Source organism: Actinomadura sp. K4S16 (assembly GCF_008327685.1).
GTDB lineage: Bacteria > Actinomycetota > Actinomycetes > Streptosporangiales > Streptosporangiaceae > Spirillospora.
In genome coordinates this window covers 103012-124891 of record NZ_BDDE01000018.1, presented here as the reverse complement: position 1 = coordinate 124891, position 21880 = coordinate 103012, and the positions used below count along the sequence as shown (strand labels likewise).

Sequence of the window (21880 nt, the reverse complement as noted above, 5' to 3'; positions counted from 1 at the left end):
GGGACGATGCTCACCGGAACGATGCTCACCGGAACGGTACGCGAGACCCATTACGTGGTCGGAGACTGGCAGGCGGCGGCGTTCGCCACCGGTCCCGCCGACCGTGCACGCGCCGAGGCGGGCGTGGCCGCCGCCTACGCGGCCGCAGGGTTGGAGCCCCCCGAGCGGTACCTGTGGGTGCCCTCCCCCATGCGGGGCGCCGTCGCGGCGGCCGTCCTCGCCGGGCATGGCGAGGCGTTGGAGAAGGCCGGGCTTGACGACCTGCTCCAGCAGGCCCGCGCCGACCTGGGCGCCGACGCGGCGGGGCGGAGCGTCCTGACGGACGTGCGCACCCGGCCTTGGGAAGCCGAACGCGCGGCGGCCTGCTCCGAACAGGGGCCGGAGCAGTGGCCGCGCACCTGGGCCGAGACGGGCGGGCTGCTGTGGGACCAGGTGCAGGCGCTGGTGACGCGCGTGCGCGGGGCTGTCGGCGACCGGGCGCACGGCCGGTCGATGGCGGCGGGGAACGAGCGGTCCACCCCGGAGGAGGACGCGGCCGAGTCGCTGCTGCGCGCGGCCACGCTCGACGCCGTCCTGGGCCAGCACGACGCGCCGTGGCTGGCGTTGTTCGAGTCGCTCGGACGGCTCGACGGCCCGCTGACCGGGCTGGCGGAAGTCGCCCGGTCGGCCGGCTGGTGGTGGCCCTACGAGCGGCTGGTGATCCTCTCCGAGCGGCCCAGTGAGCTGTACCGCGACGAGCCCGGCCGGCTGCACCGCGGCGACGGCCCCGCCCTCGCCTACCCGGACGGATTCGCCCTGCACGCCTGGCGCGGCATGCCGATCCCGCCCGATTTCGTCGAGTCGCTCACCGACCTGACGCCCGACCGCATCTCCGCCGAGCAGAACGCCGAGCTGCGCCGCGTGATGCTGGAGATCTTCGGTTACGACCGGTACCTGGCCGAGACCGGCGCGCGTCCGCGGCACCGCGACGAGACGGGCGTCCTGTGGTCGATCGACCTGCCGGGCGACGAACCGGTGGTCATGGTGGAGGTGGTCAACTCCACGCCCGAGCCGGACGGCACGCACCGCACCTACTACCTGCGCGTCCCGCCCGACACTCGCACGGCGCGTGCGGGCGTCGCGTGGACGTTCGGCGTGGACGAGGCCGACTACCACCCCGAGAAGCAGACCTGAGCCTGTAGGCGACCGGAGTATCCGGTCTGGCCGGCGTCCCCTGGTCTCACTTCCCCAGTCACCAGGGGGCGCCGCCCGTTCAGGGAGCCTGGCCGAGCAGGGCGGGGATCCGTTCGAGGACGCCGCCGGCGAAGGTGTCGTAGAGGCCGAGCGGTTCGAGGTGGACGTAGCCGATGTGGCAGTCGCACGTGTCGAGCGGGCAAGGGCGCGGTGCCAGGGCGTCCTGGAACGATCCGTCGTAGAGGTTGCCCAGCACGGACGGGACGAAGTGGCAGCGCCGGACCGTTCCGTCGCCGTCCACCGACACGACCGTGTCCCCCGTCCGGCAGGGGAGGCCGCGGCTCGCGTGCGGATGGCGGCTCACGGGGAACAGCGGATCGATGTCGGTCCAGGAGGCGGCCTCGGCGTCGTCGTAGACGCGACCTTCGGCGGCGTTGACCCAGAGATAGGTGGTGTCGGGAAGGTCCGCGCGGAGGCGGCGAGCGGCGTCGAGATGCTCCGGCTGGCCGACGATCCCGACGCTGAAGCGGACACCGCGCGACGCCAGGTCCAGGCATTTGCCGAGGAACCGCTCGTAGGGCACCTGGCCGGGGTGGTAGGTCGCCCACAGCGCCAGTCGCGTGAGGTCGGCGTCGGCCGTCCACGACACGCGGTGGCTGAGGTTCGTCTGGATCGCGACCCGCTCCACGTGCGGGAGGTGGCTCAGGTCGGTCAGGGCGCGCCGGTACCAGGAGCGGACGAGCCCCTCGCCCCACGGCGTGAAGAGGACCGAGACGCGGTGGTCGCGGTGCGCCACCCACTCCGTGAAGCGTTCGAGCGCGGCGCGGTCGGCGCGGAGCTGCTCGGGCGTGTCGCGGCGCTTGGCGAACGGGCAGTACGGGCAGTCGTAGTCGCAGCTGGCGAGCGGCCCCCGGTACAGGATCGTCAGATGGTCCATCACCGCGCCTCGTAGGAGGCCATCAGGTCCCGGACAGGGGACGAGAACAGGGCCGGGCCTATGGCGTCGGAGTAGGCGAGCCCCTCAGGGGTGAGTCGAACGGCGTCCTCGGTGGTCTCCAGCCATCCGCGATCGGCGAAGGACTTCAGATCGGCGGGGAAGTCGTCCATCGGGTCGCTCCCGAAGCGCGCGCGGTAGGCGCCCAGATCGACGCCGCTCGCTTGCAGAAGGGACTGGACGAGATGCCGCCGGCGGCGTTCGTCGTCGCCCAGCGCGAAGCCGACGCGGGCGGTGGTGAAATCGGACTCGCGCACGTAGTCGTCGATGATGGAGCGCACCTGCCCGGCTCCGACGGCGTACTCGAACGAGTAGTGGAGGCGGGAGGTGTAGGAGCGCGCCCCGCAGCCCAGACCGACCATGCCGTCCGTCTGGCAGCAGTACTCCGTGCCGCCCGCACCGGATGACGGCAGCCGGAACATCCGCATCGACACCTGCTCGTAGCCCTCGCCGAGCAGGTGGTCGCGGCCGAGCCGGTAGAGGGTGAGGCGCTGGTCGTCCCAGTCCTGGGCACGGCGGCCGAGGCCGGTCAGCGGGCGGACGTAGAGCGGGTACAGGTAGACCTCCTCAGGGCGCCACGCGAGAGCGGCGTCCAAGGAGTGCGTCCACGTCGCGGGCGTCTGGCCGTCGATGCCGTAGATCAGGTCGATGTTCAGGATCGGGAACCCCACGGCACGGATGCGGTCCAGCGCGGCCTCCACTTCGGCGCGCTTCTGCGGCCGGACGGCGGCGCGCGCCTCCTCGTCCAGGAAGCTCTGCACGCCGATGGATACGCGGGTGGTCCCGTGTTCGGCGAGGACGGTCAGCCGGTCGGTGGTGGCGGTCGCAGGGGACGTCTCCACGCCCAGCGGGATCGAGCCGAACCCGGGGAACCGTCCGGCGATGCCGCAGAGCCGTTCCAGCTCGGACGCGGTGAAGTAGGTCGGCGTCCCCCCGCCGAACGCCGCGGTGGCGAAGGCGGGCCCGTCCAGGGCGTCCAGGACGGCGGTGGCCTGCCGGTCGAGCGCGTCCAGGTAGGCGCCGGTCAGTTCCTCCGGCGCGCCGGTGCGGGTGAAGAGGTTGCAGAAGCCGCACCTCATCTCGCAGAACGGCACGTGCAAGTACAGGAAGAGCGCGTCGAGCGGCTCGTCCGCCCACACGTCCCGCAGCGCGGGCTCGGGGCGCAGCGGACGGTAGGCGGTCTTGTGCGGATAGGCGTACACGTACGCCTGATATGGGTTCACGGCGTTCAGGTTCACGGCAGAACGAACTCCCCGTACGGAACGGTCCAGACGACCTCGTGGCCGATGCGGTGGCCCGTGTGGCCGTCCTCGCCGTACGCCGTCCCGTGGTCGGAGCAGACGATGACGAAGCACGGCCGGCGCATCAAGCCGAACAGCCTGCCGATGTGGGCGTCCACATGCCGGAGCGCGGCGGCGTGGCTCGCACGCGTATCCCCGTCTGAACGTGTGGCGCCGTCCATGTAGAACCAGTTGGGCTGGTGCAAGGACGCGACGTTCAGCAGCAGGAACAGGCGCCGTCCGGCAGGCAGACGCGCCATGACCTCGGCGATCCGGTCGATCTGGTTGGGCAGCGACTCCGGGTCGGTCACGCCGAACTCGCGCTCCCAGTGGCTCTCGGCGAAGAGCGACGGCAGCGCCGACCCGAGCGGTGTCAGCTTGTTGAAGAACCCGACGCCGCCCACGCAGACCGTGTGGTAGCCCGCGGCGGCGAGGCCCGCCGGCAGGTCGGCGGCGTCGAACGTCCACGTGCCTGCGGCGGTGGTCTCGCTGCCCGGGAAGGCGCCGGCGAACAGGCGCGGATGCGGGCCGGGCGATGCGGGCGTCGGCAGGAAGCCGGCCAGCATCGCCGCGTGCGCGGCGTAGGTGAAACTGCCGGGCGTGTGGCGGCGCTCCCAGCGGCCTTCCGGGAGCAGCGCGGCCAGCGTGGGGGTGTCCCCCGCCGCGGCCAGTTCGGCGGCCACGTCGTACCGCAGCGTGTCGAGGGTCACCAGCAGCACGTCGTGGCTGCCGATGACCTCGTTCATGTCGTGCACGCGCTCAACACCGCCCGGACCTGGGCTCCGTAGGTGTCCAGGCCCTCGGCCGAGGTCCCGGGGAGCCCGGTCAGCCCTGGCAGCAGGTCGCCGAAGGCGTTCACCTCGCAGACCGCGAACCGCTTCAACCCGAATCCCGCGAGCAGGTCGACGCCGACCATGGGGCTGCCCGGGAAGCAGGCGGCGGCCCGCGCGCACACGCCGAGGGCCCGGTTCCAGCCGTCCTCTCCAAGCGCGCGCCGCACCGCCCCCAGGTCTCCCCTGGCACCGCCCAGGTGCAGGTTCGTCATCGGGGTCCGGCTGGTCCGGACGACGGCGTGCGTGGGTTCGCCGCCGATGACGACGACCCGCAGGTCGAACACGCGCCCGCCGATCGTCGCCTTCGGCAGCCAGCGCTCCACGTGCAGGCCGTCCGGGGCGAGCAGGTCGATCAGCGCCGCGACCTCGGCCTCGGTCTCGTACGAGCGGACGCGCAGCGAGTTGACCAGCCGGTCGCCCTCCAGGAGCGCCGACGTCACGGCACGCACGCGGCCCGGCGCCGTCTGGAGCGCGACCACCCCGGAGGCGGACGAGCCGTGCGCCGGCTTCACGAACACCCGCCGCTCGCCCGCCTCGGTCATCCGGGCGCGGAGCGAGGCGTATCCGTCGACCTCCGGCAGGGCGGGCGGGACGGGCACTCCCGCACAGAGCAGGCGGGCATGGGTGAGCCGCTTGTCGAACATGACCGCGATCTCCTCGACGTCGCCGAGGAGACGGGCACCGGAGGCCGAGGCCGCCGCCGACACCCGCCGCAGCGCCGCCGTGAACGTCCGGTGCCAGCGGGCCCCGCCGCCGACCCGCTCGGGCGCGCCGGGGCCGCGCAGCAGCGCGTCGGCCTCGGCGTCCTCTCCGGGCGAGTCGACGCGGACGGCCTCGCCCGCCGCGAAGGAGAGCGGGGCGCCGCGCAGCACGCCGGTCCAGGGGACGAGCCGGGGCTCGGGCAGCCCGGCGGACCGGCACGCCGCGGCGAGCAGCGCGGGACGCCGGTCGCCGGGCGAGCCGACCACGGCGAGCGTCATTCCGACACCGCGATGTAGGAGTCGCTGAAGAGCCATTCCTGGTCCCGCCACGACGGCTCGCCCAGCGCGTCGGTGAGATCGAGGTCGACGCCCGGCAGCGCCGCACGGAGCCGCTCGGCCATCGCCTCGCTCAGGAAGGCGTGGTGCAGGTCGAGGCTGCGCAGGTGGGTGAGGGGCTGCCCGGACAGGAGGGCCTCCGCTCCCCGGTCGGACAGCATCCCCATCGCCAGGCTGAGCGACTCCAGCCGGGCGACGACCGGCGCGCTCGCCAGGGCTCCCGCCAGCTCGTCCTGGAACGGGCCGTTCTCAAGGCCGAGGTGCTTCAGGGACGGGAACCGCTCGCCGGTGAGGATGGGCGCGAAGTCCTCGGCCGAGGACGACCCGCCGTACTGCTCCGAACCGATCCACAGGTCCAGGTGCTCCAGTAGGGGCAGGTCGCCGCCCGCGACCGCCCGCACGACCTCCGCCGGCAGCCCGCCGGACTCGATCCGCAGCGCCTTCAGCCGTTCGAGGCGCAGCGGCTCGAATCGCAGGTCGGACGCGCCCCGGATCTCGAAGTGCTCCAGCCCCGGGTAGGCGTCGAACACCGGCGAGATGTCGCCGTTCTGGACCCAGGAGATGTGGCACTCCCAGTCGAGGACGTCACCGAAGAACAGCGCGCGCAGGCGGGGGAAGCGCCCGGCGTTGTCCACCAGCCACCGCACCAGGTCGAACTCCTCGCGGGAGAACCCCCAAAAGCCGATGACGAGGTGAGTGACCTTGGAGGTGTCGACCGTCGTCAGGAGGAGGTCGAGGTTCTCGGGGACCTCCGCGCCCCACGCGCCGTTGTCGTGGACGTGGTGGTAGACGCCCCAGGCCACCTCGTCCGGCTCCGGCAGCGGGCCGTCCGGCTCGCCGTCGAAGGTGTGGACGGGCAGCCCCGCGAAGGTGGAGAGGCGTTGCTGGATCATTCGGACACCGCGATGTAGTGCCAGTCGCCGTCCGGCTTCTCCTGGTCGTCGAGGTCGACCTTGACGCCGGGCAGCGCCGCCCGCACCCGCTCGATCATCGCGTCGGACAGGAAGTGGTGGTGCAGGTCCAGCTTGCGCAGGTGGGTCAGCGGCTGGCCGGCCAGCAGCGCCTCGGCGCCCTGGTCGGTCAGGACGCCCATCGCGAGGCTCAGCGACTCCAGCCGCGCGACGATCGGCGCGCCGGCGACCGCCGCCGCGATCTCGTCCTGGATCTCGCTGTCCTCCAGGCCGAGGTGGCGCAGGTTCGGCAGCCGCTCGCCGGACAGGAACGGCGCGAGGTCGGCGACGGTGGCGTCGCCGCCGTAGTTCTCCTCGCCGAGCCACAGGTCGAGGTGCTCGAGGTTCGGCAGGTCGCTGGCCCCCACGGCGCGGACGATCCGGGCGGGCAGCCCGCCCGACTCGAAGCGCAGCACCTTCAGCTTCTCGCTCTTGACCGGGTCGAGGACGAGCCCCTGCGCGCCGCGCACCTCGAAGCGCTCCAGGTCGGGGAACGCGGCGAACAGGGGCGTGATGTCGGCGTGCTCGATCCAGGAGATCTCCGCTTCCTCGCCGGTGATGTCACCGAGGAACAGCGCCCGCAGCTTCGGGAACGACGCGGCGGCCCCGGTCAGCAGCGCCACCGGGTCGGGGAAGTCGTCGGACTCGTAGGACGCGCCCCAGTAGCCGATGATGAGCGCCGTCACCTCGGTGGTGTCGATCGTGTCGAGGAACCGCCGGAAGACCGCGTCGAACGGCTCCTCGTCGAAGGAGGTCCCGACGAACCAGGCGGCCTCGCCCGCGGGCGGGAAGTCCTGGCCGGTGAGGGGGTCGGCGCCGGCGCCGCGGCCGTCGTCCTCTTCCTCCTCGGTGCCGGTGTCCTCGTTGAACGTGGCCACCGGCAGGCCGACGTACTCCTCAATGTGCTCATATACGCCCATGGGTCCCCTTCGCCTGATCTTCGGCACATGTCCTATCAGGACCGGCGGACAAACCGCGCCGCTTTCCGCGGTTCGGGGACGGGCCCGGGGTCAGGAGGCGATCAGCACCGACCCCTTGTACTCGTCCTCGACGAACTTCTTCACCTCGGGGCCCTGCAGCAGCTGGACGAGCTTCTTCACGCGGGGGTCGTCCTTGTCCTCCGGCAGCGTGACGATGCCGTTGGCGTAGGGGTTGCCCTCGGCCTTCTCCGCGACGAGCGCGTCCTTGTTCGGGGCCAGGCCGGCCTCGATGGCGTAGTTGCCGTTGATCACCGAGAGGTCGACGTCCGCCAGCGAGCGGGGCAGCTGCGCGGCCTTGAGCGGCTTGAACTTCAGGCCCTTGGGGTTGGCCGCGACGTCCCGCTCGGTCGCGCTGGTCGGCGCGCCCTGCTTCAGCGTGATCAGGCCGTTGTCGGCGAGCAGCTTCAGCGCGCGCCCCTCGTTGGCCGGGTCGTTCGGCACGGCGACGGTCGCGCCCTGCGGAACCTCCTGCAGGCTCTTCACCTTCTCGGAGTACACGCCGAGGGGTTCGAGGTGCACCGGAGCGACGAACGCCAGCTTCGTCCCCGACTTCTTCTCGAACTCCTCCATGAACGGCACGTGCTGGAAGTAGTTCGCCGTGACCTGCTTCTCCTTCAGCGCGGTGTTCGGCTGCTGGTAGTCGCTGAAGGTGACGATCTCGAGCTTGAGGCCGGCCTTGCCCGCCAGGTCGTCCTTGACGTACTCGAGGATGTCGCCGTGCGGGACGGGGTTGACCGCGACCTTCAGCGGGGCGTCCGGGTCGTCGGACGCCGAGGACGAGCCGCAGGCGGTGAGGCCGGCGAGGAGGGCGACGGAGGCCAGCGCGGTGGTGAACTTGCGAAGCACGAGGAGTGCCTTTCTCTGCGGTACCGGAATCTCTGCGGTGGGAGGGGGTCGGTGCGTCATCTGCGGGTCAGGCGGCGGGCGGTGAGGTCCCCCGCGGCCTGGACGGCCAGGACCAGGACGATCAGCAGCGCCACGGTGGAGACCATGACCTTGGTCTCGAAGCGCTCGTAGCCGTAGACGACGGCGAGGTTGCCGAGCCCGCCGCCGCCGACCGTCCCGGCCATGGCCGTGTAGCCGATGAGCGCGATGACGGTGACGGTCAGCCCGGACACCAGGCCCGGCCGCGCCTCGCGCAGCAGGACCTTGCCGACGATCACGCGGCGGGTGGCGCCCATCGCCTGCGCCGCGGCGAGCACGCCCGGGTCGACCTCGCGGAGCGCGATCTCGACGAGCCGCGCGTAGAACGGGATGGCGCCGACGGTCAGCGGGACGATCGCGGCGGCGTTGCCGATGCTGGTGCCGACGACCACCCGGGTGAACGGGATGATCGCCACCATCAGGATCAGGAAGGGCAGCGACCGCCCGATGTTGACGATGACGCCGAGCACGGCGTTGACCGGCGGCGCGGACAGCAGCCCGTCCCGTTCGGTGATCACCAGCAGCACCCCGTGCAGCAGCCCGAGGACGGCGGTGAACAGCGTCGCGACGCCGGTCATGTAGAGGGTCTCGCGGGTGGCGGGCCACAGCAGCGGCATGACCTCGTCCCAGCTCATCGTGCGTCCTCCTGTACGGGGCCGGCCTGCGCCGGGTCGTCGACCCGCCCGGGGTTTCGGACCTCCACGGCCAGGCCGGACTCGCGGAGGAACGCCAGCTGCGCGGCGTTCTGCGCCGGGTCGCCGGGCAGTTCGAGCTGGAGCCGGCCGACCCGCTCGCCGCCGACGGTCTCCACGGCGCCGCCGAGGATGTTGACGTCGAGCGCGTACTTGCGGGCCAGCGCCGAGACGAACGGCTCGTCGGTGGCGCCGCCGGTGAACGTGACCTCCACCAGCGTCGTGCCGTCGCGGGGCTCGGCGGGCGGCAGCGGGAACAGGCCGCGCGCCAGCTCCGAGCCCGGCCGGGCGAGCAGCGCGGGCACCGGCCCCGATTCGGTGAACCGGCCCTCCCGCATGACGGCGGCCGAGTCGCAGATGCGCTTGACCACCTCCATCTCGTGGGTGATCAGCAGGATCGTGAGGCCGAGCCGGCGGTTGAGGTCGCGCAGCAGCTCCAGGATGGAGGCGGTCGTCTCCGGGTCGAGCGCGGAGGTCGCCTCGTCCGACAGCAGCACCTTCGGCCGTCCCGCGAGCGCGCGGGCGATGCCGACGCGCTGCTTCTGCCCGCCGGAGATCCGCGCCGGGTACGCCTTCGCGTGCTCGGTGAGCCCGACCAGGTCGAGCAGTTCGGCGACGCGCCCGGCCCGCTCGGCGCGCGGGACGCCCATGACCTCCAGCGGGAACGCGACGTTCCCGGCGACGGTCCTGCTGGCGAGCAGGCCGAAATGCTGGTGGATCATGCCGATGCCCTGGCGCGCCCGGCGCAGCTCCCCGCCGCGCAGCGCGAGCAGGTCACGGCCGCCGACAACGACGCGGCCCTCGTCCGGGCGCTCCAGCAGGTTGACGCAGCGCAGCAGGGTGCTCTTGCCCGCGCCGCTGCGGCCGAGGACGCCGAAGACCTCGCCCTCGGCGACGGTCAGGTCGACGCCGTCGACGGCGGTCACCTCGCGGCCGCGGCCGCGGTAGACCTTGCGAAGTTTTTCGATCTGAATCACAGGAAATCATCCATGCGGACAGGGGCCGCCACACGGGCGGCGGCGTTCAGGACGGGACGGCGATCACACGGCGCGGGTCGTCAGCGCGCGGCGATCAGCGATTGCCGGGACGGCGCGGCGCGGTCAGGAGAGACCGGGCGGGTACGGCGTGTGGCCCAGCAGGTGGCGTTCGAAACACATGCGCGACTCAGGGGGTCGGAGGTCGCTCGCTTCGGGGCGCGAGACTCAGGCGGGGGCCCTCAGCGGTCACACATTCGCCGGCAACACGTACGCCCAAGGGCCCGCCGCATCGGCGGGCGGTGCTCACGGCACGGGCGTACGGAAGGCATGTCAGCAGTTAACCGGCTCCACACCGATGACGCAACTCCGCCCGGTGTGACGCCCGTCGCTTCGGGACACGGCGTTCGCCCTAGTCAGCGCCCTAGTCGTCGCGGTAGTCGAGGTAGGTGCCGCCCGAGCCGCTGCGGACGGAGATCCGGCGGGGCGAGCGGTCGTCGTAGAGGGCCGGGTTGAGGTGGGCGTCGCCGGCGCCCGTCCATCCGGCGACCCGGTAGCGCGAGCCCGCCGGGACGATGATCTTCACGGTCCCGGAGTGGGCGGAGGCGTCGACCGAGTCCGGAGGCTCGGCGTAGCGGAGGTCGAGGGTGCCGGACGACACGTCGGCCTGCGTGTTCGGCGAGGCGAGCGCGCGGCCGGTGACCGTGCCGGACCTCGCCAGCAGCTGCAGCCGCCCGCGCGCGCCGACGACGTCGATCTCCCCGGACCCGGTGCGCAGGTCGAGATCGCCGGTGATCCCGCGCACGTCGATCCGCCCGGAGCCGGAGACCGCCGACACACGCGCCCCGGCGGGGACCTGGACCTCGATGTCCGCCCCGCACCCCGGGCCCAGCCGCTCGGGCCCCGGGCAGCGGAACGTGACGAACAGCACGTCATCCACCAGTGACTCGGTGAGCTCGGGCTTGCTCCGCACCCAGTGGAGGTCCTTGTAGACGCGCGCCCCGCCGTCCGAGCCCGGCCAGACCGAGACCTCGGCGTCGTCCACGTCCAGCCGCACCTCCCGGACCGGCTGCCGGTAGGACGTCGACGTCCGCTCGACGGCCCGGAAGGACCCGGTGAGGCCGGCCGCGGCCGGCGTGACCACGACCAGCGCCGTCGCGATCGCCATCGCGATCCAGACGCCGCGCCGCCTCGGCCGGTCCGGAGGGGCGGGCGGGGCCTCGGCGGGCGGGGCCTCGGCGGCCTGGGCCCTCACGCCTCGCCGTCCAGGAAGCGCAGCACGGCGAGGACGCGGCGATGGTCGCCCTCGGCGTGCGGGAGGTCAAGCTTGGCGAAGATGCTGTTGATGTGCTTGGCGACCGCGCTCTCGCTCACCACGAGCGCCGCGGCGATGCCCGCGTTGGAGCGGCCCTCGGCCATGACGGCGAGGACCTCCTTCTCGCGCGGGGTGAGCCGGTCCAACGGGTCGCGGTGCCGGCGCAGCAGCAACTGGGAGACGACCTCCGGGTCCAGGGCGGTGCCGCCGGACGCGACCCGGCGCAGCGCGTCCAGGAACACCGAGACGTCCGCGACGCGGTCCTTGAGCAGGTAGCCGATCCCGCTGGTGCTGGTCGACAGCAGGTCCGCCGCGTACCGCTCCTCGACGTACTGCGACAGCAGCAGCACGGCGGTCCCGGGCGTCTCCCGCCGCATCACCAGCGCCGCGCGCACGCCCTCGTCGGTGAAGCCGGGCGGCATGCGGACGTCCACGATCGCCGCGTCCGGCCGGTGCTCGCGCACGGCGGCGAGCAGCCCCTCGGCGTCGCCGACGGCCGCCGCGACCTCGAACCCGGAGGTCTCCAGGACCTTGATCAGCCCGGCCCGGAGCAGGACCGAGTCCTCGGCGATCACAATGCGCACGGCAGCTCCACGGTGACGGTCGTCGGGCCCCCCGCGGGGCTGGTGATCCGGAAGGTACCGTCCACGGACCGGACGCGGCGGGCGAGCCCGGTCAGCCCGGTCCCGGCGGACGGGTCGGCGCCGCCCTCGCCGTCGTCGCGGACGGTCACCCGCAGCACGTCGCCGCTGCGGGCCACGCGGACGTCCACCTCGCCGGCGCGCGCGTGCTTGACCACGTTGGTGAGCGCCTCGGAGACGACGAAGTAGGCGACGGCCTCGACGGTCGAGGAGGCGCGCGGATCGATGTCGACGCGGAGCCGGACCGGCAGCGGCACCCGCGCGGCGACGCCGGAGAGGGCGGCGTCCAGTCCGCGGTCCTCCAGCACGGCCGGATGCAGGCCGCGGATCAGGTCGCGCAGCTCGGTCAGCGCCGCCTTGGCCTCCTCGTGCGCCTCCACGATCACGCGCATGGCGTCGTCCGGGACGCCGGTGAGCGTCTCGCGCGCCAACCCGAGGTTGAGCGCGAGGGAGACGAGCCGCTGCTGGGCGCCGTCGTGCAGGTCGCGCTCGATGCGGCGGCGCTCGATGTCGGCGGCGTCCACCACGCTGGCGCGCTTTTCGGCCAGGTCCTCGACGCGCCGCTCCAGCTCCTTCGCGCGGTCGGGGCCGAGCAGCCGGGCGGCGGCGCGGGCGTCCAGGTACCGGACGCCCGCCGCCGCCCACGGCGCCGCCGCCACGAGGAGCACGCCGACCGCGGTGAGGACGGCGACGCGCTGGGGATGGCCGGCCAGCGGATCGCCGGGGTGCACCGCCCACGCGTAGGTCGCGGACGTGGTGAGGGCGAGGCCGGCCGCCCACGCCCCGATCACGACCACCCCGCCGGCGGCGAGGAACGGCCCGGCCAGCAGGTGGTACTGGAGGACCCGCCACAGCTCGGGCGAGCGGAGGTCGCGCAGCGCGTCCCAGGGGCGCCCGTCGTCGAAGTCGGGCATCCGCGGGATGTCGAGGCCGAGCATCGCCCAGCACCGCTCCCGCTGCCAGGAGGTCAGCCGGCGAAGCGCGAGCAGCAGGAGGAGGACCGACGCTCCGAGGAGCAGGAGGATCGGGGTCACGTTCACAGGCGTCCAGACCCCCCAGAGGCAGCACAGGATCAGCCAGCCGGTGAGGTGCAGCGGCACCCCGGAGGCGACGAACACCGTGTCGCGCCACGCCGCCGCCGACCACGGAGCGCGCACGCGGACGTGCCGGACCGCGGAGAGGGTTGCCATGGGGCAACCGTATTGCCCCAGTTCGGGCGCCGCCATGAACCAGGGTGCAGGGCCGGGGGTGAAGCCAGTGCCACCCCGGATCGGAAGGACGCGCTACTGATCTTGAGGCGGTTTCCGGTCAGGCTTTTGATCAGGCATCCGGGAAGCGGATGCGCACCCCTCCCCCCAGGAGTTCCCCATGGTCGCCGCCGTCCCCGGCCTCGCTCCCTCCTCGTCCCGCCTCGGGATCGCCCCCCGGCACCGTCCGCGCCGCGGACGCACTGGGCCGCCCGCCCCCGCCGCCCGGCGGACGGCGGGGAGCCGGCGGCTCGGCTGGGCGTTCGTGGGGGGCGCCGCCGCGCTGGTGCCCTGGATGTGGATGCTCGCCGCCACCATGCCGTCCACGGCCGTGGTGTCGAACTGGTCCGCGGCCTGGGTGGGGCTGGACGCGATGGAGGCCGCCGCGCTGCTCGGCACCGGTGTGCTGCTCGTCCGCCGCGATCCGCGCCACGGGCTGTGCGCCGCCGCCGCGGGGACGCTGCTGGCCGTCGACGCGTGGTTCGACGTGATGACCGCCACGCCCGGCGCGGAGCGGACGGCGGCGATCGCCTTGGCGGCGGGAGTGGAGCTGCCGCTGGCGGCCCTGTGCGCGGTCCTCGCGGCGCGGGCGTCCGCCTTCCGCGGGCCCGCGATCGACCACGAGATGAAGGACGGATGGCAAAGGGCTGTCGGGAGTACGCCAGACGGGTGAAACCAGACGAGCCGGACCTCTAGAGTGAATGCCACGTGGGGCCCTCTCGCGGGAGGGCCCTTTGCCCTGCCTGCACGATCAGAGGTCCCCCATCATGAACGACCACGAGGTGCACGAGGAGTGCCTGCGGCTCCTCCGGGACGGCCTCCCCGTCCCCGCTCCCGCCCGCTTCACCGAGGGCCAGGACTACCTTCCGCTCGGACTCGACAAGGACGGCGACATCGCCGTTGTCACGTTCCTTTACCAGTGGGCGGACCCCGCTTCCGCGTTCATCGAGGGCTGGACGTTCCATCGCCGCGACGGCGAGTGGATGGAGCTGGGCGGCGCGGGCGGCTCGGCCCCCGCCGAGCCGCTGGCCCGCCGCTCGTCCGGCGAGATGGGGCGCCACCTGCTCAAGTACGGGTCCGGCCGGACGGTGCGCAACGCCAACCGGCTGCTGCCGTGGGGCGCCAAGTGGGTCAACGAGGCGCGGCTGCGGGCCTCGGCCGAGGTCGCGCGGGTGCGGGTCGGCAAGCGGATCCTGGACGTCCCCGAGCACGGCCACGTCGTCGTGGTCTGGGGCGCCCGCCGCGGACCGGTCGTGGAGGCGCTCGCCGCCGACGACTCGGTGCTGGACGTCATGGACCTGGACCGTCCGTCCGTCCCGGCGGCTTCGCGGGCCTGATACTTGACCGTTCGTTCTTGAATCCCCTACCGTCGTCCGCATGGCACGGACGAAGGAGTTCGATCCGGACGCCGCGCTGCAGCGCGCGCTGGAACTGTTCTGGGAGCGCGGCTACGAGGCGACCTCCATGGCCGACCTCGTGGCCCATCTCGGCATCGCCCGGGCCAGCGTCTACGCGACGTTCGGCGGCAAGCGCGAGCTGTTCCTGAAGGCCCTCGAACGCTACCTCCGGGACACCGACCCGAAGATCGCCGAGGCGCTGTCGCAGCCCGGGCCGGTGCTGCCCGCGGTCCGGGAGCTGATCGAGCGCTACGCCGAGGAGTCGGCGCGCGGCCGGCCCCGGCGCGGCTGCCTCGTAGTGAACACGGCGGTCGAACTGGCCGCGCGCGACCCCGAGGCGGCGCGGCTCGTGGAGTCGAGCTGGACCTTCCTGGAGGCGTCGCTCACCACGGCGCTGACCCGCGCGCGGGCCCAGGGCGAGCTGCCCCCGGACCGGGACCCGCGCGCGCTGGCCCGGCTCCTGCTCGTCCTCTTCCAGGGCATGCGCGTCCTCGGCCGGGCCGCCCCCGACGACGACCGCCTGCGCGACGCGACCCGGCAGGCCGCGGCCCTCCTCGCCTGACCGCCCCTCGACGGCCGGCGCCGACCGGCACCGCCCCGCCTTCCGGCGGGGCTTCTTTCGGCCCTTATTCAAGACCGATCGATCCAATATTCAGGAGTGCAGACGATGCGATTCGACGGCAAGATCGTCCTCATCACCGGCGGCGCGCGCGGCATCGGCCGCGCCACCGCGCACGCCTTCGCCCGCGAGGGCGCGACCGTCGTCCTGGCCGGACGCGACGCGGCGGCGCTGGCCGAGGCCGTTAAGGAGATCGGCTCGGAGCGGGCCGACCACGTCGTCGCGGACGTGACCGACCCGGCCTCGGCCGCCGCGATGGTCGAGACGGTCGCGGGCCGCCACGGCGCCCTCCACGTCGCCGTCAACAACGCCGGGATCCTCGGCGCCGCCGGGCCCGTCGCCGACATCGACACCGCCGCCTGGGACGAGGTCCTGGCGGTGAACCTGACCGGCGTGTTCCTGTCGATGAAGCACGAGATCGCCCACATGCGCGCCCACGGCGGCGGAGCGGTCGTCAACGTCTCCTCCAACATCGGCGCGCACGGGCGCCGCCCCGGCCTCGCGGCTTACGCGGCGTCCAAGGCGGCGGTCAGCGTCCTCACCCGCACCGCGGCCCTCGACCACGTCGCCGACGGCGTCCGCGTCAACGCCGTCAGCCCGGGCGCCACGGACACCCCGATGTCGCTCCTGCCCGGCGAGACGCCCGCCGAGCGCGCGGAGCGGATGCGCGCCACGCCGTCCGGCCGCGTCGCCGACACCGCGGAGGTGGCCGAGACCATCCTGTGGCTGGCCTCGGACGCCGCGTCCCACGTGGTCGGCCACGACCTGGTCGTCGACGGAGGCGTCACCGCCTGAAGACGCTTTCCGGGCGGCTCACCGGGAATGCTCACTGCATGGCCCTCTCACCCGACCACGACTCCGGCCCTGAACGCTTCCGCCTCGCCGCCAGGGTCACCAGGAAGTACCTGATCGGGGCGCGGAGCCTGCACGACCACATCGCCTCGAAGCTGCTCGGGTCCGGCGCGTCCCGCGTCCTGGACATCGGCTGCGGGGAGGGCGCCCTCAGCGACGCCCTCCCCCACCCGCCGCCGTTCGGGCTCGTGGGGCTGGACGTGTCCGGCGAGCTCGTCTCCGCCCATCCGGCGCCGCGGGTGCGGGCCGACGCGCTGCGCCTGCCGTTCCGGGACGCGACGTTCGACGCCGCCGTCGCCGTGAACCTGCTCCCCCTGCTGGACGACCCGGAGCGGGCGCTCCGCGAGGCCCGCCGCGTCCTCGCCCCGGGCGGCCTCCTCCTGGCCACCGCGATCTGCCGGACGGACAGCCCCGAACTGGCGCCGGTGTGGCGCCCCGAGCCGACCCCGTTCGACGCCGAGGACGCCCCGACCCGCGTCGGCGAGGTCTTCGGCGAGGTCGAGGTGGAGCGCTGGGACGCCCCGCTGATCACCCTCCCCGACCAGGCCGCCGTCCGCGACTACCTGATCGCCCGCCAGGTCCCCCGCCCCCAGGCCACCGAGGCCGCCACCCACCTGAACACCCCACTCCCGGTCACGAAGCGCGGCTCCCTGGTCCTGGCCCGCCGCTGAACAGGCCTCGCAGCCCCACCGCAACCCCGCAACAACCTGAATGGCTGCGATCGCGTCCGAAGGCAGATTCGAGCGAAGCAAGAATCTGATCGCGCAGCGAGCCGCCAAGGCGAGCCGGAGCGATGCCAGCGATCGCCCGCGTTTTTCGACGATGGAGGGCCTTCAAGGCCCGAAGGAGGAGAAAAATGCAATGAACTAGAGCCAGCCCAAGTCTTTGGCGGTGCGGGCGGCGGTGTGGCGGTTGTCGGCGCCGAGTTTGGTGACGGCGGCGGACAGGTAGTTGCGGACGGTGCCCTCGGACAGGCCGAGGGTGCGGGCGATGCGGGAGACGGGGGCGCCGTCGGCGGCGGCGCGGAGGGTGTCGAGCTCGCGCGGGGTGAGGGGGCACTCCTCGGCGGCGAGGGCGTCGGCGGCGAGCTGGGGGTCGATGTAGCGGGCGCCCTCCGCGACCTGCCGGATGACCTGGGCGAGCCGGCGGCCCGGCGTGTCCTTGCCGAGGAAGCCGCGGACGCCGGCGGCCATCGCGCGGCGCAGGTTGCCGGGGCGGCCGTGCGCGGTCACGATCACCAGGCGGCAGCCGGGCAGCTCGCGGGACAGGCGCTCGGCGGCGGCGAGGCCGTCGAGGCCCGGCATGTCGATGTCGAGGACGGCGACGTCCGGTTTCAGGGCGAGCGCGCGCTCCACGGCCTCGTCGCCGCGCCCCACGTCGGCGGCGACCTCGATGCCGTCCTCGGTCTCCAGGAGCAGGACGAGCGCCTCCCTGATCAGGAGGTGGTCGTCGGCCAGCAGCACGCGGATCATGCGTCTCCCTTCGCGGGGACGGCGGCCGTCACCCGGAACGTCCCGTCGCCCGCGGGGCCCGCCCGGAAGACGCCGCCGGCGGCGGCGATCCGCTCGGCGAGCCCGGCCAGGCCGCTGCCGGCGTCCCCGGCGGCGCGGCGCGCGGCGCCGTCGTTGACGATCTCCAGCCGGACGCCGTCGCGGCCGGACCGGACGGTGATCTCGCACCAGGTGGCGCTGGAGTGCCGCAGGACGTTGGTGGCGGCCTCGCGGGCGACCCAGCCGAGCGGTTCGTGGACGTGGGCGGGCAGGTCCGGCGACACCTCGGGGCGCTCGCAGCGGATCCCGGCGGCGCGCAGCACGGCGGACATGCCGTCCAGCTCGGTGCGCAGGGACGTGGCGCGGTAGCCGCGGACGACCTCGCGCACGTCCCGCACCGCGTCCCGCGCCATCGTCTGGATCTCGGTGAGCTCCTTGCGGACGCGGCCGTCGTCGCGTTCGAGGAACCGTTCGGCGACCTCGGCGCGCAGCGCGACGGCCTGGAGGCTGTGGCCGAGGACGTCGTGCAGGTCGCGGGCGAAGCGGAGGCGCTCCTCCCCCACCGCGGACCGGGCCAGTTCCGCGCGCGCCTCCCTGAGCTCCTGCACCACGTGGAACAGCCAGACCGTGACGTACCCGGAGAAGGCACCGAGCGGCACGCCCGTCACCTCGTACAGGACGGTCAGCGCGGGGAGCCCGAGGAGGACGCCGTAGACGGGGGTCAGGACGGTCGCCGCCGCCGTCACGGCGATCGCCTCCCGCACCGGGAGGACGACGGCGATCAGCCCGGCCGGGACGAGGAGCGCGTTGCCCCAGCCCTGCCCGGTGCCGAGCAGCGGGGGCAGCGCCCAGCAGATCGCCGCGATCGCGGCGAGCCCGAGCCTGTGCGCGGGGGCGGTGCGGCGCATCAGGTTCTGCCAGAGGAGGCGGGCGTAGAGGGCGAAGGCGGCGCCGGCTCCGGCGAGGGCGAGGAGGAGGCGTCCGGCGTCCCGCCGGTCGACGGTCTCGTACCAGAGCGCCGGCAGGAGGAACCCCGCGAGCGTCAGCACCGTCATCCCCACGATGATCGCGGCGATGACGGTGGGGCGCGGGATCCTGGGCTGCACGCGCCCAGCGTATGCGGCCGTCAAGGGGCTGCGGGGGCTCAGGCCGCGCGGAGGCGGGCGGCGTCCCGCCCGGTGACCAGGCGGCCCTCGTCCAGGACGCCGACGCGGTCGGCGCGGCATGCCTCGTCCGGATCGCGGGTCGTGACCACCACCGCGACGCCGTCCGCGGCGAGCGCCCGCAGGACCGACCACACCTCGCGTGCCGCCGCGGTGTCGAGCCCGGCGGTGGGCTCGTCCAGGACGAGCACGTCCGACCGTCCGACCAGGGCCAGCGCCAGGTCGAGCAGGCGCCGCTGCCCCGCGGTCAGCCGCTCGAACGGCACGTCGGCGAGGCGGGTGAGCCGGGCCAGGCGCAGCGCCCGGTCGCGGGTGAGCGGGTCGAGGGTCCAGCGCCGCCAGGTGTCGACCACCTCGGCGACGGTCAGCCCGGGGAAGAGGCCGCCGTCGCGCCAGACGGCCCCGGCGCGGGCGGCGTCCCGGTCGGCGTAGGGGTCGGCGCCGCGGATCCGGACGGCGCCGCCGGTGGGGCGGCGCAGCCCCGCGAGGATCTCCAGAAGGGCCGTCTTGCCGGAGCCGTAGCGGCCCAGCAGCGCGTAGACCTCCCCCCGCGCCACGGTGAACGAGACGTTGCGGACGGCCTCGTTCAGGTCCAGGTCGCGTACCTCGATCACAGGTGCCTTCATGGCATCCATGCTGTCCGGCGGCCGGGCGGGCGTGCAGTCACGGACGTCAGGAAACGATCATGAAGATCGCAGGGATGACCCGTGACATATGTCAGGGGTCCACCGTGTCAGGGTTCGGCGATCGCCCACCCGGCGGGCGGGACGACGGCGCCGTCCGCGGTGAAGGCCGCGTCGCCGGCCGCGCACGTCCAGCCGGCGGCGGGCAGGCCGACCTTGGCGGGCTCTTCGCCCGTGTTGAGGACGACTCCCAGCCGCTCTTGGCCGTCCCCCACGGTGTAGGAGAAAGCCGTGTTGGTCAAGGTCTCCGCCGTGGTCTGCGCCCGGACGAGCCACGGGTGGCGCCGTCTCACGCCGATCAGGTCCTGGTAGAGGCGGTGGTGGACGTCGCCGTGACCGGGAACGTCGCCGGGATGCGGAGGGAACTCCGGGCGGATGGCGTCGTCCCCGCCTTCGCGCTCCTCCTTGACGCCTTCGAAGGCGAACTCGTCCCCCGCGTAGACGGACGGGACACCGCCGACGGTCATGAGGACCACGAGCGCGTGGGCTAGGTCGCGTCGGTCGGTCAGCCGCGTGGCGATGCGGGTCACGTCGTGGTTGCCGAGGAAGGTCTGCGGGGCGAAGGTGGCCAGCATTCCGTTGTGGCGGTCGAGGGCGTGCGCCAGTTCGAAGAAGTTCCGGTCGTTCAGTGAGCTCCAGATGGCCTTCCACAGCTCGTACTGGGTGACGGAGTCGAATCCGCTCTGCCGCACGAGGCTCGCGTAGTCGCCGTGGATGACCTCGCCGACGAACCAGGCGTCGGGGAAGCGCGCGCGCACGCGGTCTGTGACCGTATGCCAGAACTCCGGCGGAACGGCGTAGGCGGCGTCGAGGCGCCATCCGTCTATGCCGCGCTCCAGCCAGTGGGTCATGACCTCGGTGACGTAATCGGCGACCTCGGGTTCGGCGTGGTTCAGGGTCACGAGGCGGTCGTGCCCCTCGAACGTGCGCAGGTCGTCGTGGAACCACTTCCTGTACGGGGAGGCGTCGCCCTTGGCGGCGACATCGGCGAACGGCCCGAACCCGCGCCCGACGTGGTTGAAGACGCCGTCGAGCAGCACGCGCACTCCCTTCCGGGCCGCGTCGTCGATCAGGCGCCGCAGATCGTCCTCGCCGCCGAGCCGGGGATCGACCCGGAAGTGGTCGACGGTGTCGTAGCCGTGCGTCTCGGACGCGAACACTGGGCCGAGCGCGAGCCCGTTGCAGCCGAGCCCGACCAGATGGTCGAGCCAGTCGCCGATCCGCCCCAGCCGCGGTTCCGGGGCGGTCGCGGCCGCGCGTTCGGCACCGACGAAGCCGAGGGGGTAGGCGTGCCACCAGATGACATGATCGGGCCAGCGCATGCGCGTCTCCCTACCCGCTATCGCCTGCAAAAGTCCGGTGGGGCCTCGGCTCTGGGCGCCGGTTACGCGCGCACGAGGGTATCCGGGGTCAGCTCGTCCGGGCGCTTGATGCCGGACAGCGCCATGGTCAGTTCCAGTTCGGCCTGGAGGCAGCGCAGCACGTGCTGGACGCCGGCCTGGCCGCCCAGCGCCAGCCCGTACGCGTACGGGCGCGCCACCAGGACGGCCTTGGCGCCGAGGGCGAGCGCCTTGGCGATGTCCGCTCCGGTCCGGATCCCGCTGTCGAACAGGACCGTGGCCTGGTCGCGGACCGCGTCGACCACGCCGGGGAGCGCGTCCAGCGAGGCGACGGCGCCGTCCACCTGGCGCCCGCCGTGGTTGGAGACGATGACGGCGTCCATGCCGGCGTCCACGGCCTGGCGGGCGTCGTCGGGGTGCTGGATGCCCTTGAGCGCGATGGGACCGTCCCAGTGCTCGCGCAGGAAGACCAGGTCGTCCCAGGTCAGGGAGGGATTTCCGAAGTTGGCGACCCAGTGCAGGATCGCCATGTCGCGGTTGGCCTCCGTCACCGGCCCGCCGACGGCCTTCTGGAAGACCGGGTCGCTGAAGTAGTTCGCGACACCGATCCCGCGCAGGAACGGCAGGTACGCCTGGTCGAGGTCGCGCGGACGCCACGCCAGCGTGAAGGTGTCGAGGGTGACGACGAGGGCGGTGTAGCCGGCCGCCTTCGCCCGCTCCAGGAAGCTGACGGCGAGCTCCCGGTCCTTCGGCCAGTACAGCTGGTACCAGCGCGGCCCGTCCCCGTTCGCCTCCGCCACCTCCTCGATGCTGTAGGAGGCGGCGGTGCTCAGCACCATCGGCAGGCCCTCCGCCGCGGCCGCCCGCGCGACCGCCAGTTCGCCGTCCGGATGGAAGATCGACTGCACGCCGATGGGGCCGAGCAGGACCGGCGACGGCATCGGGGTGCCGAGCACGGTCACCGACAGGTCGCGCTCGGCGACGTCCCGCAGCATGCGCGGGACGATCCGCCACCGGTCGAACGCGGCCCGGTTCGCCCGCGCGGTCGCCTCGCTGCCCGCCGACCCGGCCACATAGCCGAACGCCCGCGCCGACAGCGACCGCTCGGCGAGGCCCTCCAGCCTCGTCAGGTCCGTGGGCAGCGCCGGCAGGACGTCCCCGAGCCCCTGCAGATAGATCGAGTTCTGGAAGTCGGCCAGCCCGCTCAACGAAACCTCCACCTGCTCGACGGACCTCCGCGCCGTGGGACTTCCGGGCGGGAGAACCGAAACGGTCCGTGCTCAATCTGCCAGGTCC

General features: G+C 73.3%; 23 protein-coding genes. 6 read left to right on the top strand and 17 right to left on the bottom strand.

The window, feature by feature from the left end; translation table 11 throughout:
* Positions 1 to 6: 6 nt before the first annotated feature.
* The gene (locus K4S16_RS28690) at positions 7 to 1173 is read left to right on the top strand and encodes a DUF6745 domain-containing protein (protein WP_235037127.1); all 1167 of its coding nucleotides are present in this window, start codon (positions 7 to 9) and stop codon (positions 1171 to 1173) included.
* Positions 1174 to 1252: 79 nt separating this feature from the next.
* On the opposite strand, the gene K4S16_RS28685 is transcribed toward K4S16_RS28690, so the two are convergent.
* The 12 genes from K4S16_RS28685 to K4S16_RS28630 form a co-directional block, all read right to left on the bottom strand.
* Positions 1253 to 2110, bottom strand: a complete 858-nt coding sequence (locus K4S16_RS28685) for an STM4011 family radical SAM protein (RefSeq protein WP_149262169.1) — start codon at positions 2108 to 2110, stop codon at positions 1253 to 1255.
* A complete protein-coding gene (locus K4S16_RS28680) occupies positions 2110 to 3399 on the bottom strand; it encodes an STM4012 family radical SAM protein (protein WP_235037164.1) in 1290 nt (429 codons plus the stop codon). Before K4S16_RS28680 ends, K4S16_RS28685 begins: the two co-directional genes overlap by 1 nt.
* 2 nt (positions 3400 to 3401) lie before the next feature.
* Positions 3402 to 4193, bottom strand: a complete 792-nt coding sequence (locus K4S16_RS28675) for an STM4013/SEN3800 family hydrolase (RefSeq protein ID WP_149262411.1) — start codon at positions 4191 to 4193, stop codon at positions 3402 to 3404.
* On the bottom strand, positions 4190 to 5260 hold the full coding sequence (locus tag K4S16_RS28670) for an STM4014 family protein (RefSeq protein ID WP_149262167.1): 1071 nt from the start codon (positions 5258 to 5260) through the stop codon (positions 4190 to 4192). Before K4S16_RS28670 ends, K4S16_RS28675 begins: the two co-directional genes overlap by 4 nt.
* Complete coding sequence (locus tag K4S16_RS28665; RefSeq protein ID WP_200842177.1) at positions 5257 to 6210, bottom strand: STM4015 family protein; 954 nt, start codon at positions 6208 to 6210, stop codon at positions 5257 to 5259. The genes K4S16_RS28670 and K4S16_RS28665 overlap by 4 nt, the downstream gene beginning before the upstream one ends.
* Entirely contained in the window at positions 6207 to 7187 is a 981-nt protein-coding gene (locus K4S16_RS28660) for an STM4015 family protein (RefSeq protein ID WP_149262166.1), read from the bottom strand. The genes K4S16_RS28665 and K4S16_RS28660 overlap by 4 nt, the downstream gene beginning before the upstream one ends.
* A 90-nt stretch (positions 7188 to 7277) precedes the next feature.
* Positions 7278 to 8093: a MetQ/NlpA family ABC transporter substrate-binding protein gene (locus tag K4S16_RS28655; RefSeq protein ID WP_235037126.1), complete on the bottom strand. Its 816-nt coding sequence runs from the start codon at positions 8091 to 8093 to the stop codon at positions 7278 to 7280.
* Positions 8094 to 8149: 56 nt separating this feature from the next.
* Positions 8150 to 8806: a methionine ABC transporter permease gene (locus K4S16_RS28650; RefSeq protein WP_149262164.1), complete on the bottom strand. Its 657-nt coding sequence runs from the start codon at positions 8804 to 8806 to the stop codon at positions 8150 to 8152.
* Positions 8803 to 9840, bottom strand: a complete 1038-nt coding sequence (locus tag K4S16_RS28645) for a methionine ABC transporter ATP-binding protein (RefSeq protein ID WP_149262163.1) — start codon at positions 9838 to 9840, stop codon at positions 8803 to 8805. Before K4S16_RS28645 ends, K4S16_RS28650 begins: the two co-directional genes overlap by 4 nt.
* Positions 9841 to 10261: 421 nt before the next feature.
* The gene (locus K4S16_RS28640; RefSeq protein ID WP_149262162.1) at positions 10262 to 11092 is read right to left on the bottom strand and encodes a DUF4097 family beta strand repeat-containing protein; all 831 of its coding nucleotides are present in this window, start codon (positions 11090 to 11092) and stop codon (positions 10262 to 10264) included.
* A complete protein-coding gene (locus tag K4S16_RS28635) occupies positions 11089 to 11736 on the bottom strand; it encodes a response regulator transcription factor (RefSeq protein WP_149262161.1) in 648 nt (215 codons plus the stop codon). Before K4S16_RS28635 ends, K4S16_RS28640 begins: the two co-directional genes overlap by 4 nt.
* Positions 11724 to 12983, bottom strand: coding sequence for a sensor histidine kinase (locus K4S16_RS28630; RefSeq protein ID WP_149262160.1), 1260 nt, complete (start codon positions 12981 to 12983; stop codon positions 11724 to 11726). Before K4S16_RS28630 ends, K4S16_RS28635 begins: the two co-directional genes overlap by 13 nt.
* Before the next feature lie 178 nt (positions 12984 to 13161).
* On the opposite strand from K4S16_RS28630, the gene K4S16_RS28625 reads away from it, so the two are divergent.
* From K4S16_RS28625 to K4S16_RS28605, 5 genes are all read left to right on the top strand, one after another.
* On the top strand, positions 13162 to 13713 hold the full coding sequence (locus K4S16_RS28625) for a hypothetical protein (protein ID WP_149262159.1): 552 nt from the start codon (positions 13162 to 13164) through the stop codon (positions 13711 to 13713).
* 94 nt (positions 13714 to 13807) lie between these two features.
* Positions 13808 to 14377: a hypothetical protein gene (locus K4S16_RS28620; RefSeq protein WP_149262158.1), complete on the top strand. Its 570-nt coding sequence runs from the start codon at positions 13808 to 13810 to the stop codon at positions 14375 to 14377.
* A gap of 40 nt (positions 14378 to 14417) precedes the next feature.
* Positions 14418 to 14999: a TetR/AcrR family transcriptional regulator gene (locus K4S16_RS28615; RefSeq protein WP_149262157.1), complete on the top strand. Its 582-nt coding sequence runs from the start codon at positions 14418 to 14420 to the stop codon at positions 14997 to 14999.
* 105 nt (positions 15000 to 15104) lie between these two features.
* Positions 15105 to 15851, top strand: a complete 747-nt coding sequence (locus K4S16_RS28610) for an SDR family NAD(P)-dependent oxidoreductase (protein WP_149262410.1) — start codon at positions 15105 to 15107, stop codon at positions 15849 to 15851.
* Positions 15852 to 15889: 38 nt separating this feature from the next.
* Positions 15890 to 16579: a class I SAM-dependent methyltransferase gene (locus K4S16_RS28605; protein ID WP_149262156.1), complete on the top strand. Its 690-nt coding sequence runs from the start codon at positions 15890 to 15892 to the stop codon at positions 16577 to 16579.
* A 195-nt stretch (positions 16580 to 16774) separates the two neighbouring features.
* Here the strand turns inward: K4S16_RS28605 and K4S16_RS28600 are convergent, their stop codons facing one another.
* From K4S16_RS28600 to K4S16_RS28580, 5 genes are all read right to left on the bottom strand, one after another.
* On the bottom strand, positions 16775 to 17380 hold the full coding sequence (locus tag K4S16_RS28600) for a DNA-binding response regulator (protein ID WP_149262155.1): 606 nt from the start codon (positions 17378 to 17380) through the stop codon (positions 16775 to 16777).
* Positions 17377 to 18504, bottom strand: coding sequence for a sensor histidine kinase (locus K4S16_RS28595; RefSeq protein WP_149262154.1), 1128 nt, complete (start codon positions 18502 to 18504; stop codon positions 17377 to 17379). The genes K4S16_RS28600 and K4S16_RS28595 overlap by 4 nt, the downstream gene beginning before the upstream one ends.
* 38 nt (positions 18505 to 18542) lie before the next feature.
* Entirely contained in the window at positions 18543 to 19187 is a 645-nt protein-coding gene (locus K4S16_RS28590) for an ATP-binding cassette domain-containing protein (RefSeq protein WP_149262153.1), read from the bottom strand.
* Between the two features lie 107 nt (positions 19188 to 19294).
* The gene (locus tag K4S16_RS28585; RefSeq protein WP_149262152.1) at positions 19295 to 20566 is read right to left on the bottom strand and encodes an alpha-amylase family glycosyl hydrolase; all 1272 of its coding nucleotides are present in this window, start codon (positions 20564 to 20566) and stop codon (positions 19295 to 19297) included.
* Positions 20567 to 20628: 62 nt separating this feature from the next.
* Positions 20629 to 21792: a lactate 2-monooxygenase gene (locus tag K4S16_RS28580; RefSeq protein ID WP_149262151.1), complete on the bottom strand. Its 1164-nt coding sequence runs from the start codon at positions 21790 to 21792 to the stop codon at positions 20629 to 20631.
* Between the last annotated feature and the right edge of the window lie 88 nt (positions 21793 to 21880).

Bases quoted from the DNA above. Each gene is read 5' to 3' on its own strand.
- K4S16_RS28690 (WP_235037127.1), top strand. From the start codon at position 7: ATGCTCACCGGAACGATGCTCACCGGAACGGTACGCGAGACCCATTAC.
- K4S16_RS28585 (WP_149262152.1), bottom strand. From the start codon at position 20,566: ATGCGCTGGCCCGATCATGTCATCTGGTGGCACGCCTACCCCCTCGGC.
- K4S16_RS28600 (WP_149262155.1), bottom strand. From the start codon at position 17,380: ATGATCCGCGTGCTGCTGGCCGACGACCACCTCCTGATCAGGGAGGCG.
- K4S16_RS28590 (WP_149262153.1), bottom strand. From the start codon at position 19,187: ATGAAGGCACCTGTGATCGAGGTACGCGACCTGGACCTGAACGAGGCC.
- K4S16_RS28670 (WP_149262167.1), bottom strand. From the start codon at position 5,260: ATGACGCTCGCCGTGGTCGGCTCGCCCGGCGACCGGCGTCCCGCGCTG.
- K4S16_RS28625 (WP_149262159.1), top strand. From the start codon at position 13,162: ATGGTCGCCGCCGTCCCCGGCCTCGCTCCCTCCTCGTCCCGCCTCGGG.
- K4S16_RS28605 (WP_149262156.1), top strand. From the start codon at position 15,890: ATGGCCCTCTCACCCGACCACGACTCCGGCCCTGAACGCTTCCGCCTC.
- K4S16_RS28630 (WP_149262160.1), bottom strand. From the start codon at position 12,983: ATGGCAACCCTCTCCGCGGTCCGGCACGTCCGCGTGCGCGCTCCGTGG.
- K4S16_RS28675 (WP_149262411.1), bottom strand. From the start codon at position 4,193: ATGAACGAGGTCATCGGCAGCCACGACGTGCTGCTGGTGACCCTCGAC.
- K4S16_RS28610 (WP_149262410.1), top strand. From the start codon at position 15,105: ATGCGATTCGACGGCAAGATCGTCCTCATCACCGGCGGCGCGCGCGGC.
- K4S16_RS28665 (WP_200842177.1), bottom strand. From the start codon at position 6,210: ATGATCCAGCAACGCCTCTCCACCTTCGCGGGGCTGCCCGTCCACACC.
- K4S16_RS28685 (WP_149262169.1), bottom strand. From the start codon at position 2,110: ATGGACCATCTGACGATCCTGTACCGGGGGCCGCTCGCCAGCTGCGAC.
- K4S16_RS28620 (WP_149262158.1), top strand. From the start codon at position 13,808: ATGAACGACCACGAGGTGCACGAGGAGTGCCTGCGGCTCCTCCGGGAC.
- K4S16_RS28615 (WP_149262157.1), top strand. From the start codon at position 14,418: ATGGCACGGACGAAGGAGTTCGATCCGGACGCCGCGCTGCAGCGCGCG.
- K4S16_RS28650 (WP_149262164.1), bottom strand. From the start codon at position 8,806: ATGAGCTGGGACGAGGTCATGCCGCTGCTGTGGCCCGCCACCCGCGAG.
- K4S16_RS28660 (WP_149262166.1), bottom strand. From the start codon at position 7,187: ATGGGCGTATATGAGCACATTGAGGAGTACGTCGGCCTGCCGGTGGCC.